Consider the following 12,664-nt stretch of genomic DNA (forward strand, 5'->3'; position numbering starts at 1 on the left):
GCTGTGATCGCTGCCGTCATGCACAAGCTGGTGCATTTGATTTATGGCGTGATTCATAACGACAAGCCCTTTGATCCGAATTACCAGATCAAAGGGCTTGCTATTCAAGACGGTATCTGACCCCGGATTAGCGGTAGCGGATAAAGGCGTTGATGGTGAGGCGGCCGGTGGCAGGATCGGCGCTCAGCAGTTCTGGCGCGCCGATCTGGCCGCTGTGGAAGATGGTGGCGTCGTAGAAGATGGCGCGGTTCCACTTGGCGGGCACGCTGCCCAGCTTTTCGAAGTAGTGGACGTCGCCGTTGTAGTACTGCGGCGCGGCGCCGATCACGCGGCTGAAGGCGTCGTTTTCCATGTGCCGCGCCTGGTGCAGCAGGTGGTCGATTTCCAAGGGATGCCGGCGCGGCCGGTAGAAGCTGGTGCCGCCCATGCGCGCGTCTTCGAACAGGTACAGCACCGCTGCTGCCGCGCCCTCGCCAGGCGCACATTCGCGCGCGTCGCGGTGACAGATGCGCTGCTGCGGCATCAGCTCTTCCGGCTTGAGTGTGACGATGGACATGCGGGTGCTGAGGCCCAGCGCCTGCATCGCGCCAAACGCGGGCGCCAGATGGGTGTTGAAGAACGCCGCCATCGCCCGGTCGAATTCCGCCGGCAACGGCTGTTCGATGCCGGGGTAGCAGTTGACGGGCGCCGCGCGGAAGGCTTCGCGCTGCGCGACCGCATACGCCACCATTTCATGCGGCTCGGCGAGGAAATCGTCCACCACCAGGCAGTAACGGCCATCCTCGATGACCGCCGCCTGCACTACCGGACGCGGATTCAACATGGTCAGAGAATGTCCTGCACCAGTTCTGACGGACGGCACAGGCGCACGCCCTTGTCCGTCACCACGAATGGACGTTCGATCAGGATGGGATGCGCCATCATCGCATCCAGCAGCGCCTCGTCCGGCAGCGCGGCGTCAGCGAGACCCAGCTCCACATACAGGTCACCCTTGTTGCGCATGGCCTGGCGCACGGTGATGCCGGCCTTGGCGATCATCGCCTGCAGGGCCGCGCGCGATGGCGGGTTTTTGACGTAGTCAACGATCTCCGGCTCGACGCCGCTGGCGCGAATGGCTTCCAGCGTTTTGCGCGAGGTGCCGCAAGCGGTGTTGTGATAGATGGTGATGCTCATGATGCTGCCCTTGTACTCAATTCCAAAGGCAGCATTATGGCTTAAAACTTGGTCGCCAGGCTCACGCCGATGCTGCGCGGCGCCAGGCGGTAGCCCTGCACGATCGACGCCACCTGCGGATGCTGGATGATGGTGTCGGTATCAAATGCGTTCTTTACAAACGCGGTGAAGGCGTAGCTGCCAAACGTCATGCCCGCGCTGAAATCGGTGGTGTGATAGGCCGGACGATCATGGTCGGTCTGCGTCGGGTCCAGCGAGCCTTTGCTGGCGCCTACCCACTGCATGCCCGCCATCACAAACGACGGCCGTTCCCACGCGGAGAAGTTGTAGGTCGCGTTGACCGCGGCGTTATATTTCGGTACGCCCTGGATCTGCGCGCCCGCCACCGCGCCCACCACGCCGTTGTCGATGCCGATATCGTTCGACAGTTCGGCTTTCACGTAGCCGCCCGATGCGCTCAGCGTCAGGCCAGGCAGTGGCTTGGCCTTAATGTCGAACTCAAAGCCCCTGGTGGTGGCATCGCCTGCATTGGCGTTGTAGGTGTAGGCGCAGGTCGGCAGGTACACGCCCTGCTGGATGTTCTTCCACTTCACATAGAACACGTCCGCATTCACCGACACGCGGTTGTTGAGGAAGCGCGATTTGCTGCCCAGCTCATAACTCCACAAGCTGTCCGGCGAATACGCTGGCGGGCCTGCCGTGATGCCGTTCTTTTCCAGATCCGGGCCGCAGGTGGTCGGCGGCACATAGATATTGGCGCCGCCCAGCCGGAAGCCTTTCGCCACGCTGGTATAAACGGTATTGGTGGGATTGACCTCCCACGTCAGCGCGTACTTCGGCGTGAACGCCTTGGAGCTGGTTTCGGCGCTGCTGTTATTGCCGGCGCCGGCCAGGTAGTTACCGTTGCGCTGCTCCAGCGTGGTATTCGCCCTCAGATAGCGCGCACCAACCGTGGCATGTACCGTCGGCGAAAAATAGTAATTCAGTTCGCCGAAGATCGAGGCCTGCTTTTCGCGATAATGGAAGGCGCCCGCAAACGAGTTATCGTTCGGGAACTGGCCCGGTTTCGCGTCGGGCAGCAGGTCAGGATCGGCGATATCGAAGCCGAACTGCTTGAAGGTATCCGTCACGCCAAAGATAGGATCGTTCTCGATGATGTTGGTATGCTGGCGCGAGAAATAGGTACCCGCCAGCCAGGTCCACGGTGACACTTTCTCGTCATACGGATGCGAGGCCAGACGGAATTCCTGCGCCACTTGCCGCACCTGGTTATTCAGATACACCGCCGACGGCAAGCCGGCAACCGCCGCAATCAGTTCCGGCGGCGCCTTGCCGCCATCCTCGGTCGATGTCAGAAAGGTCGATAGCGAATAGCTGTTGTACGCCGAACCGTTCTGCGTGCGGTCGAACTTGCGCTGGAAGTAGCTGGTGGCCGAGGTCAGGTCAAACTCGCCGAGGTCCCAGTTGACCGTCACGCTGGGTGCCAACAGCTTGTCGATGGACGGTTCGCGCACCTGCTTCTGCGCCTGGTACAGCGGCAGGTCCAGATTGAATGCCCCGATATCCTTGGCATCGATGCGCTGATAGTAGACCGACGGCGTCACCGTCAGGGAACGCGTCGGCCGCCACTTGAGCGCCGCGCGGAATTCCTGGTCGTTGATCTTGTTGATGTTACTGGCGATGACTTTGCCGTTGCCATCCACCTGGTTGATAAAGCCGCCCGTCTGCTGCGCCTGCACGCCGATGCGCAGCGCCAGCTCCTCGGGGATCAGCGGGAAGTTGGCCACCACATTGGCCGCATAGTTCGCGCTGCCGCCCTTGGTGTTGGAACCTTCCGTGTAGGTGGTGAACTCGCGCTCTTTCAGGTCCGGTTCATTCGGCACGAACTTGATGGTGCCGCCCATGGAACTGGCGCCGTACAAGGTCGCCTGCGGACCGCGCAGCACTTCCACACGATCAATATCGAAAAAGCGCGGCTCGATATTCCCCATCGTGTAGACGTTGCCCACCGTGACCGGCGTATCCCCCAGGTAGATACCGACCGTGGCCGCCCCCGCCGTCGAGCTGATGCCGCGTATCTCCACGTTGGACGTGCCCGGCCCCGCGCCGCCATTGCCGCTGGCCGCCGTGAAGGAGATATTTGGCACCACCCGCGTGAGGTCGGTAATGTCACGCACATGCTCGGACTGCAGCTGGGCGCCGGTGACCGCACTGATGCTCATGGCGACCTTGGCCGGGTCTTCCTTGCGCTTCTGCGCGGTCACCTTGACGACTTCGATCTCGTCCGACGGCTGCGGCTGTTGCGCCCACGCTGGGGCGCTGAATGCCGTCAGGACGGCGGAGGCGATGAGTTTGCGGCGGATATCCATGTGCGGTGTTCTCCTTGGCTGCTCCAAATTGATGCAATTCGGGCTAATTGTTTATATTAACCACATTGATCTTTTTACAAAGCAAGAAGTTTGCCAAGGCGTTGGAAAGAAGCCACAAAGACAACTTTCCTTCAACCGCATGCATACCCGTTACAGGCCGTAATCGACGTCCTTGGGCGCGATTCCCTCGTTGACTGCGGCGACAAACGGCAGCGGCTGATCGTTGTGCTTGTAGACCACACCCTCTTTCATCACGAAGCTGACCTTGGTCATCAGATTGATGTCGCTGAGCGGATTGCCCGGCACCGCCACCAGGTCGGCAAACTTGCCAGCGCTGATGCTGCCCAGATCCTTGTCCTGCTTGAGCAGCGCGGCCGCATGCGTGGTCGCCGCCTGTATCGCCGCCAGCGGCGGCATGCCCGCCTCCACCATGTAGCCGAACTCCTTGGCGTTTTCACCGTGCGGATACACGGCGGCGTCGGTGCCGAAGGCGATCTTCACGCCGGCCTTGTAGGCGCGGCCTGCCGTGCCCTGGATCAGCGGACCGATCGCCGCAGCCTTCACGGCCACTTGCGGCGGGAAGTAGCCCGGCACCTTGGCTTTGCCTTCGACGTATTTGCCGGCGATGATGGTCGGCACGTAGTAAGTGCCATGTTCCTTCATCAGCTTCATGTCTTCATCGTTCATATAGGTGCCGTGCTCGATCGAATCGACGCCGCCGATGACGGCGCGGCGGATCGCCTCGGCGCCATGTGCATGTGCGGCCACCGTCATTTCGTAATCGTGCGCGGCAGCCACGACCGCCTTGATTTCCTCGACCGTCATCTGCGCATTGTCCGCGCTCTTGCTTTCATCGAGCACGCCGCCGGACGGCATGATCTTGATGAGATCCGCGCCATCCTTGTAGTGCTGGCGTACCGCCTTCCACGCATCGGCCGTGCCGTTGATGATCCCGTCCTTGGGGCCGTAGTCGGTCATCAGGTCGGCGCGGTAGCCATCCGAGTCGTCCGCATGGCCGCCAGTGGAGCCCACCGCTTTGCCCGCCGTGAAAATGCGCGGACCGGGAATCACGCCGGCGTTGATCGCATTGCGCAGCGAGATCGAAGTATTGGCTGCATCGCCCAGATTGCGCACCGTGGTGAAGCCGGCCAGCAGCGTCACGCGCGCGTAGTTGGTGGAACGGATGGCGTAGTCGGCGATATTCCAGCGGAACTGGTCGGAGTAGCCGGTCGGGCTGGTCTGGCCGGTCAGGTGGGTGTGGCTATCGATCAGGCCCGGCAGGCAAGTCTGGCCAGCCAGACTGATGACCGTGGCGCCCGCAGGCGCCTGACGGCCGGCGCTGACTTGCGTAATGCGCTTGCCATCAATGACCACCGTCGTCTCCCCCAGCAGCTTGCCGGTCTGCGTATCGAGCAGCTGGCCGCACTGAACGGCAACCAGGGACGGCGCGGCCGACGCGCAGGTAGCGAAACACGCGGCAGCGATAGTGGTCAAAGCAGGATGAATACGCATCGATAACTCCTCCAGAAATGGTCAGGGAAAAATAGTGCCACAACCAGCGGAAGAGGTACATCAACTACTTGTGCTCGGTTGAAAAGGATGCAAAATTCTGTTTTAATTATTGCAACAGTCGGGGCGTAGCTTAGTCCGGTAAAGCGCTACGTTCGGGACGTAGAGACCGCGAGTTCAAATCCCGCCGCCCCGACCAAGAAAGCCTTTACTTATAAGGATAAACGCCAGACTTGATTTTTATAAATCTGTGTCAAATCCAAATCTGTGCCAAATCTGTGCCAAATTCGCCTATTTGCCTCAAGGCAATCTGACGGATAGAATAGCGCGCACCAGGGTTGCTAAACGTCTTTTCAACTCTTGGAAATTACGTGTCTATGGCAACCATCGAAAACCGCTCTCGCTTCGTTGTATCCGTCAAAAACAAAGACGAGTACTATCGCGAATTCCCCTTCACCAACCGCGACGCTGCGGATGAATACTGCGCTTGGCTCGAGACCGAAAAGGGCTACAAGGCCAAGCTAAAACAAAAGGAAGACAGCTTTTTCGTGCGAATCCGCCAGACCGGATATCCGCTGTTTCAGAAGACTTTCAAGTCGCTGGAGGATGCCGATACGGCGATTGCCAGGATTGAGGCAGAGCGTAAGAGTGGCGTATTCATCGACTACACCAAAGCGCACAATGTGACCTTCGAGCATCTCCTCAAGCGTTACATCGAAGAGGAAGGGCCCAAACATAAGGGGTGGGAGAAGAGCCAGAAGTACAAGTTCAAAGGGTGGCTGGCAGACCTTGAAGGGCAAACCACGAAGGGCGTCAAAGAGAAGGATGGTAGCGACAAGCCGCGCCAAGCGGTAATGCGTGTCCCCTCATCCGAAATTCAATGGATGCGCAAGCCCTTCACTGCCATCGAAACGGAAGACATCGAGGGCTACATCGACGAACGGCTTGAGGTAGTCGAACCCGCCACAGTAGACCGCGAAATCGACTGCCTACGTGCCGTATTCACAGTGGCGACGAAAGTCTGGAAGTATCGGCTCGTCGAAAATCCGATGGAAGCTGTGCGCCGTCCTAAATACTTTAATGAACGCGACCGCCGCTTAAAGCAAGATGAACACCAGCGCCTGTTGGACTCCGCTTTTGAAGAGGACAAGAAACGCAGCGTCGACTTGCGCGTTGAAGAGTTGATGGCCCTGGACAGAGAGGCCGCTCAACACCTCCCGACAAAATACAAGAAAAAGCTGTTGGTCAAGGCAGCACTGGAGCAATGTAGAAAAGTCGCGGAGCAAAACTACATCCACATCCCGCTGTTCGAAACATTCGTGAATTTTCAAATCATGACGGCTGCGCGGCGCGGCGAGGCTCTCCAGCTGAATTGGGCAGACGTCGACTTCGAAAAGCGCTCAGCGTACATCGCGGAGACCAAAAATGGGCAGCCGCGCTCGTTGCCATTGCGCGGCGATTTGGTTGAGCAACTGAAAGAGCTACCACAATGCGAGGGTGGCGTATTCCCCATCACCGCCGCTCACCTCCGCAAGGCTTGGGACCGAATTCTCGAACGAGCGAAGATTACCGACCTGCGAATTCATGACCTCCGACATGAGGGAATTAGCCAGGTAGCAGAGACCGCTAAGTTTTCGCTCATTGATTTGCAAAAGTTCAGTGGCCATCGAGATGTACGAATGCTGCTGCGGTACGCACACCTTTGTACAACCCACATGGCCCACAAGCTCGATGAGGCCTTCAGTTCGGAGATATCCGTAACCGTGCATCGTGGACGAAAACGTCTGAAACTCGCTGAGGTAGCGCGAATATCGCAAGCGGAAGCTTCTTCTTCCAACGTCATCCCTTTATTCGGTAAGGATGCCGCTTGAATCAGGACCAAACAATAAAGGCGGGCAAACACCCCGCCTTCCTACCGCTGTAAATCTGACTCATACGGACTGGGCAGAGTCCCGCGCAAGCCAACCGTCCACGCCATTTTCTATCGCATCGAGAATGGCTTGCAGGCTCATTAAGCTATCACCAGGATATACAAAGGTTTCGACTCTTTGCCCATCCTCCTCATCTAGCGAGACTTCAAATCGTCCTTGGTAATCTGGCATGTGACTAAGCTGCCTTGCGGCGTCATCGTAGGCAACGCCTTGGTCACGAGCATAGTCGCTCACGAGGTCTTTCAACAGCAACACTGCCACATCATCGTCATGGTCGCCTCTCTCTAGAGTAAGGTGCAAAAAATCGGTAATGAAATTCTTTTGGTCTTTCAATGTGAACTCCTGTCTGGCCCCGGAAAATTCCGGCAAATAGTATAGGCAACAGTGCCTTCGTGGCGGTGAGAAACCGAACCTTTATCCCCTTGACGATATCGAAGCTTCGATGAGCCATGCCTTGGCTAGTGCAACGTTTTGGTCAAAGTCTGGATTCGTGTAGGATGCCGCCGATGAGCCAGGTGAGTTCGATGGAGGAAACTGCCCGGCTCACATTTTTCCTAAGGTTTCTATGGTTTTTCGTATCTGAGTCGGGTGAGCCGGGTGATTTCGAAAACTAATTTTGCAGCTATCAGGAGGAAGAAAGAAGTTTCAGTTTTTACCCAGCTCACCCGACTCAACAATAGAAATTCCATAAAAAATATAGCTTTCTGATGAGCCATGCTTTCGAGCGACTCGACTCAGGTTATGACTCACGGACACAAAAAAAAGCGCGCTGTAAGCGCGGTTATCAATGCCAGATGAACGTCATCGTCTCCACAGCTCTACGCCAGGAACAAAAACGTTACAAGCCTTTGTCTGTATACCACTGCTCGTTCTAGGTCTCGTGGCGGTCCAAGGCAGAACACTACTGAGGACTGTCCAAAAACGTGGGGACGCCATTCCAACAAAGCCATTGCGCTTGCACCACCCTACATAGTCGGCATATACGGCGCTTTTTTCACGGAGCTCGCCCTCTCCTGCCAAAGTTACATCTGCATCCTCAACCCATGCGATGACTGAATTGGTTTCCGCTTTAGCTTTGGTCAGCATCTTCGACATTGACGCTGGTATTTGTGGGTCGAATCTACCCCGCTTGCGCAAACGCACAAGCCCTTCTAGCGCCCAGTTCAGAACTTCTGATAACTCATTCTCGATGATGTAGTCTGCGAGTTGCGGGTCCCTCTCCCGCTCTGGAATTGACACATCGAATGGCACGATGTCCCAGCGACGCAAGAAGCCATCCGAATGGTCAGTGATGCGAGGAAGATGGTTTCCTAGCACCAGAAATTTTCCGGTAATCCTCGTGCTGATGGGGTCTTTGTATTTTCGATTTACTGATACTGACTCACCTGCGATTAGCGACTTAAGCAAACCCTCATTGATATGACGTGCAGGAACTTCGTCCGCGCAAATCAAGCTAGCGTCGAGGTGTTCAGAAAGAGCGAATTGATTTTCTTGGAGTTGCCCCAGGTCGATTGAGCGGGGATTTCCATGTAGAGCTTGAACGATATTGCACAGCACCCCCTTACCATTCGCACCATTCCCAATCCATAGTTGAGCTCGCTGATGCGTAGTATCTGGCGTGAGAGTCAGTCCGACGTATTCCTGCACCCTTTTCTGCACCTCTTGGTCCGGGAGAACTCGGTTCAGAAATGCGAGAAATTTTCCTTGCGGACGGTGTCCTGGCTCATAGGAACATTTAAGTGCATATCGCAACCCTGCCTCTTGCCATGGTTTTAGAAGAACTATCTCATTATCCGCAAACTTTAGGTAACCGTTTTGGCACGGTATGACCAAGTCTCCATTTGGCTTCGGCAGCCTCGGGCAATGAAGCATCGCTGCTTTAACTGCCGCAGTAGCATTTGATGCGCTGACGAAATCGCGTTGGTGTTTGACAAGCCACTTGTATGCTGCTGTCTCCGCGTCGGAAAAAGGTATCGACTGCCAATACAGTTCATTCCAGTGGAACAGACCACTAACATCGCTAACGTAGTTACCACTCAGCTCAAGATGACACGCATAGTCATGAGGTTGAAACGAAGTAGCCATCATTCGCCTCCAATCACATATTCTGCGAGCCACGCATCAACATCGGCAGGCCTCCACCGGAGGAGTCGAGTACCTGGCAGATGCACTCGCGGTGGCACCGCCACGGGATTTCGTTTCAGGTCTTTCTTTATCGTCTCAGCGCTTCTCCCTAAGACATCTGCAAGTTCAAACACATCTAAAAGCTTATCCATTTCTTCTACTTCCATAAAATTTTCAATACGGCGCCACTAGGCGCCACGCGGTGCCACAGCGAGTAGCTGGAATGTGTAGTCCCTGCTTTTAGATTTTTCAGAATTTGGCAGCGTCAACCTTCAAAAAAATTTCTTCTCTACCGGCGGCAGGACTCGCGCACGCAACGGCAAATCGTGAATCTGAAAAAAAATTCGGGAACGGATAAAAAATCGAGGCGGAGCTGTGTATACGGTTTACAGCAATACCGCTGCCACTTTGCGCAGAGAGACCTCTGGCTTAGTTCGGCAAATAAACCCATCAAAAAGAGAGCTCCTACATGAACATCAATGAACACTATTCGTTTTTAGATACCAACGAAGTACTGCAAATCGAACTGACACAACCCGTCGTGAACTTACTGCCCGCACTAGCTGATATGATTCAAGAGGCAGCACTGGCAAAAAGAGGTTTTTCCCAGACCGCGAGGTATTTACGATTCAGCTGGTTGGACGAACAAAGCAAAATGGGTATCCTCCAATTTCTGGAAAAGGTCACCATTGCTGAACTCGTAGAACGCGAGGAGCAGGCACCTAGACTTCAGGACGACAGAGAGAAATTTCTTGCCCTTACAGCGGAAGAATTCGCAGTGCTCATCGAACAGACCTCGAATGGAAAGCTGCACAAAGTTGTAGTCGACAAATTCAACCTCCAATTCTCAGCTTCCAAGCTGCTGCCTATCACTCATTTCAAGAAGCTCGCACAGTTGGGCAGCTGGGATGCGAAGGCCCAGCAGTTCGCTTATTCATTACCATTGACGGTCGCGGTGAAGGATAAGCTGTTCGACGCAATCTCAGCGCTATCACGCTCGACGAAGTCGGTCACGAAAAAAGACATTGCAGAGCGACGTCAAGCCCGAAAAGGACGAAAAGAAAGGCACTTGGGCGTTATAGACGCAGATTTTGACGAAGCCGCCGAGGACTTCGGTTTCGAGAAGGCGCGCGAGTGGCAAGCGGCGGGGCGCCTGAGAGACCTGACGCGTGACTGAAAAAAAAACGCTTGTTCCAGCCGGAAAACACGACAAGGAGTACAGCGCTTGCTATGCTCCGTCTTCGGGAGCTAAACCGCCATAAAAGGCCCATTTAAATTCGGCAGCTGCCCACTGGTAACCTTCCTCTCAACACTTTAAGCGACTATGCCCACTCTCTACGCGCTTGTTCCCGATGCAGAAGCACTGCTTGCTCTTCAACCCGAAGAGCTTGCGGGGCTTGGACTCGAACTCATTACTTCCGTCACTCCCGAGGATGGCATCGGTTCCCCCTTACACCCGTCTTCATTTACCCACCCACAAACGCTTGGTGCATTTCCAGTGGAGTCGCGAGACGAGGTTGCACACGCGATGGCTGAGGGGTGGAACTGGCTCGTGCGCGAAGGACTGATTGCCCCGAAGCCTGGAGATACCTCCGGCTGGCACTTTGTGACTCGAAGAGGCAAGCAACTGAATAACCGCGCGGGGGTTGAGGCGTATGCTAGTTCGGTCATTCTACCGCGAGGAATGCTTCATCCAAGCACGCTGCAATGTTGTTGGTCAGCGTTTATGCGAGGAGAATACGACACCGCTGTTTTCCAGGCTTTCAGGGAGCTTGAGGTAGCGATTCGTGCTGTTGGTGGCTACTCCGCTGATGATATTGGCGTTCCTTTGGCCCAGAAGGCATTTGGCGAAAAAGGGCCTCTTACCGATAAAAGTGCGCCAGCTGGCGAGCGTGTCGCGCTTCTGAACATTATGACTGGAGCTCTAGGCTCCTACAAGAATCCGCATAGCCACCGAAGGGTACACCTCAACGCCGTCGATGCCAGTGAGATGATAGTGATGGCTAGCCATTTGATGAAAATCGTGGATTCTCGACGCTGTGCCTAATCGCCGCAGCACAGGCGTTTACTCTTATCCGGGCGTTTTAGTCACATCGATACTTCGGCAGAATGCGACAAAAGCAGTAGCTCAATCAAAGTGAGGAGCAATTTGAAAATTACTAGTCGTGTTCACATCCACGTTCAATGGGACGGACCATTTACCTACGAAGAAGCGTTGCAGCTAAAAGGCAACGCTGACTTCGGCGTCTACCAGATATATGGTTCACACCCCATCTATGGCTCTGGTGTTCTGCTCTACCTCGGAAAAGCAGTGCAGCAGACATTTGGCAGAAGGCTCTCTCAAGAATTCTGGAACTATCACAATCAAGACTCGACTCGCGTGCAAGTCTACGTTGGAAAATTGTCCGGCTACGACGGAACTCCCGATGACGATACCTGGGCAAACCAAATTTCGATGGTAGAGCGTCTTTTGATTTACTCGCATTGGCCAGCCGGTAACTCATCAGGCCTCAACGTTAAATTCGGTGAGGATTTGCATGACGTCCATGTTCTAAACTGGGGTCGATACCGTGACTTGTTACCGGAGGTTTCTGGCGCGCGATATTCAAATCGTTATGGCACGGATGAAAATTATTTCGAGTACAGCATGCCAAAAGGGCTGGAAGGTTGACGAGATTTTTCCAAGACAGAGACGACCCATCTGTTAGGTAAGATGCACCAATTCAGACTTGAACTGACACGAGCTTTCGGATGAGTTAGAGTTGTGGGAGGTCGTTACCAGCCAGTACCGGACACCTAGTTATACTTAGACACCAGACCTTCAAATCAAATTATCCGAGAGCTATACAGTGCGCCGTATTCCGCCCCCTCGATTGGTAAGAGTTCAGTTGCGGAGGAACATCAAGCCACGCAAAACCGAATCGCCAGTTCAGAAGCCCGCCAGCGACTGGCTATCGAAATTGGGTAGTCTCGCCACGTTAGTTACATCCATTCTGGTTGCAGTAATAGTCGCAGGGCCGGACAACGTCCGAAGTATTCCTAAAATTCCGAAAATTGCTTACGAAACCTATGCCGATGTAATGGCAAGGCGAAGGCACGATAGCGAACTCACTGGCAAGTGGGTAGCTAAGGTTCCAGAACGTATAGGTGCTCCAGCATTCAAGATGATTTTTGAGCTATGGACCCAAGACGGAGCATCAGGTGGAATGATGACTACACCGGCTACCATTCCGTGGTCTCACTCTGAGTTCACTGATTTTGAGGCCAGAGCGGAAGGTGAATTCCTAGAGATAGAGTTTTGGGGCTTCATCCTTGGCGAGCGGAAAACATTTGCCAAATCCCGCATTCGGATATTGCCGGAGCCTTGTCCAGGACTATGTGAAGAACAAAAAATTGACTTCGAAAATCTGATATTGGAAACCTATTGGCAGGTTGTACCAATATTGCCCCCAACACTTCTGTTAAAGCGGACATGACCGATTCTGAGTCTGTGTCAACACGGTGAAATCTCTCTACCAGTTCCCGGGACTGCCGGACCAGGTGACCGCTGCGAGGCGA

The 12,664-nt window shown here is 55.0% G+C and carries 11 protein-coding genes, 1 tRNA gene and 1 pseudogene; 6 read left to right on the forward strand and 7 right to left on the reverse strand.

Going from position 1 to position 12,664, the window contains the following annotated elements:
- Positions 1-127 precede the first annotated feature (127 nt).
- From GTP58_RS20005 to GTP58_RS20020, 4 genes and pseudogenes are all read right to left on the reverse strand, one after another.
- The gene (locus tag GTP58_RS20005) at positions 128-823 is read right to left on the reverse strand and encodes a DUF6445 family protein (protein ID WP_161078937.1); all 696 of its coding nucleotides are present in this window, start codon (positions 821-823) and stop codon (positions 128-130) included.
- Between the two features lie 5 nt (positions 824-828).
- Positions 829-1,173, reverse strand: a pseudogene (gene arsC, locus GTP58_RS20010) (arsenate reductase (glutaredoxin)); the annotation flags it as partial.
- A 41-nt stretch (positions 1,174-1,214) separates the two neighbouring features.
- Positions 1,215-3,542, reverse strand: coding sequence for a TonB-dependent receptor (locus GTP58_RS20015; RefSeq protein ID WP_161078938.1), 2,328 nt, complete (start codon positions 3,540-3,542; stop codon positions 1,215-1,217).
- A 150-nt stretch (positions 3,543-3,692) separates the two neighbouring features.
- The gene (locus GTP58_RS20020) at positions 3,693-5,054 is read right to left on the reverse strand and encodes an amidohydrolase family protein (protein WP_161078939.1); all 1,362 of its coding nucleotides are present in this window, start codon (positions 5,052-5,054) and stop codon (positions 3,693-3,695) included.
- A 119-nt stretch (positions 5,055-5,173) separates the two neighbouring features.
- Here GTP58_RS20020 and GTP58_RS20025 point away from each other — a divergent pair.
- A tRNA-Pro gene (locus tag GTP58_RS20025) sits at positions 5,174-5,250 on the forward strand.
- Positions 5,251-5,428: 178 nt separating this feature from the next.
- Positions 5,429-6,922 (forward strand): site-specific integrase, encoded by a 1,494-nt coding sequence (locus GTP58_RS20030; protein ID WP_161078940.1) that lies wholly within the window; start codon positions 5,429-5,431, stop codon positions 6,920-6,922.
- A gap of 60 nt (positions 6,923-6,982) precedes the next feature.
- On the opposite strand, the gene GTP58_RS20035 is transcribed toward GTP58_RS20030, so the two are convergent.
- The 3 genes from GTP58_RS20035 to GTP58_RS20045 all read right to left on the reverse strand — a co-directional run bounded on the left by GTP58_RS20035 (position 6,983) and on the right by GTP58_RS20045 (position 9,273).
- Positions 6,983-7,315 (reverse strand): hypothetical protein, encoded by a 333-nt coding sequence (locus tag GTP58_RS20035; RefSeq protein ID WP_161078941.1) that lies wholly within the window; start codon positions 7,313-7,315, stop codon positions 6,983-6,985.
- 468 nt (positions 7,316-7,783) lie between these two features.
- The gene (locus tag GTP58_RS20040) at positions 7,784-9,070 is read right to left on the reverse strand and encodes a phage/plasmid primase, P4 family (RefSeq protein WP_202413793.1); all 1,287 of its coding nucleotides are present in this window, start codon (positions 9,068-9,070) and stop codon (positions 7,784-7,786) included.
- On the reverse strand, positions 9,067-9,273 hold the full coding sequence (locus tag GTP58_RS20045) for an AlpA family transcriptional regulator (RefSeq protein WP_161078942.1): 207 nt from the start codon (positions 9,271-9,273) through the stop codon (positions 9,067-9,069). The genes GTP58_RS20040 and GTP58_RS20045 overlap by 4 nt, the downstream gene beginning before the upstream one ends.
- A 302-nt stretch (positions 9,274-9,575) precedes the next feature.
- On the opposite strand from GTP58_RS20045, the gene GTP58_RS20050 reads away from it, so the two are divergent.
- From GTP58_RS20050 to GTP58_RS20065, 4 genes are all read left to right on the forward strand, one after another.
- On the forward strand, positions 9,576-10,283 hold the full coding sequence (locus GTP58_RS20050) for a hypothetical protein (protein ID WP_161078943.1): 708 nt from the start codon (positions 9,576-9,578) through the stop codon (positions 10,281-10,283).
- 147 nt (positions 10,284-10,430) lie between these two features.
- Positions 10,431-11,153 carry a TIGR02391 family protein gene (locus GTP58_RS20055; protein WP_161078944.1) on the forward strand — a complete coding sequence of 241 codons (723 nt, stop codon included), beginning with the start codon at positions 10,431-10,433 and terminating at the stop codon, positions 11,151-11,153.
- A gap of 102 nt (positions 11,154-11,255) precedes the next feature.
- Positions 11,256-11,777: a hypothetical protein gene (locus tag GTP58_RS20060; RefSeq protein ID WP_161078945.1), complete on the forward strand. Its 522-nt coding sequence runs from the start codon at positions 11,256-11,258 to the stop codon at positions 11,775-11,777.
- A 178-nt stretch (positions 11,778-11,955) separates the two neighbouring features.
- The gene (locus GTP58_RS20065) at positions 11,956-12,582 is read left to right on the forward strand and encodes a hypothetical protein (protein ID WP_161078946.1); all 627 of its coding nucleotides are present in this window, start codon (positions 11,956-11,958) and stop codon (positions 12,580-12,582) included.
- The last annotated feature ends 82 nt before the right edge of the window (positions 12,583-12,664 follow it).

Source organism: Duganella sp. CY15W (assembly GCF_009857555.1).
Classification (GTDB): Bacteria; Pseudomonadota; Gammaproteobacteria; order Burkholderiales; family Burkholderiaceae_D; genus Rugamonas; species Rugamonas sacchari.

Coding starts and splice junctions, on each gene's coding strand:
- GTP58_RS20040 (WP_202413793.1), bottom strand. CDS start 9,070: ATGATGGCTACTTCGTTTCAACCTCATGACTATGCGTGTCATCTTGAG.
- GTP58_RS20030 (WP_161078940.1), top strand. CDS start 5,429: ATGGCAACCATCGAAAACCGCTCTCGCTTCGTTGTATCCGTCAAAAAC.
- GTP58_RS20015 (WP_161078938.1), bottom strand. CDS start 3,542: ATGGATATCCGCCGCAAACTCATCGCCTCCGCCGTCCTGACGGCATTC.
- GTP58_RS20055 (WP_161078944.1), top strand. CDS start 10,431: ATGCCCACTCTCTACGCGCTTGTTCCCGATGCAGAAGCACTGCTTGCT.
- GTP58_RS20005 (WP_161078937.1), bottom strand. CDS start 823: ATGTTGAATCCGCGTCCGGTAGTGCAGGCGGCGGTCATCGAGGATGGC.
- GTP58_RS20020 (WP_161078939.1), bottom strand. CDS start 5,054: ATGCGTATTCATCCTGCTTTGACCACTATCGCTGCCGCGTGTTTCGCT.
- GTP58_RS20050 (WP_161078943.1), top strand. CDS start 9,576: ATGAACATCAATGAACACTATTCGTTTTTAGATACCAACGAAGTACTG.
- GTP58_RS20045 (WP_161078942.1), bottom strand. CDS start 9,273: ATGGAAGTAGAAGAAATGGATAAGCTTTTAGATGTGTTTGAACTTGCA.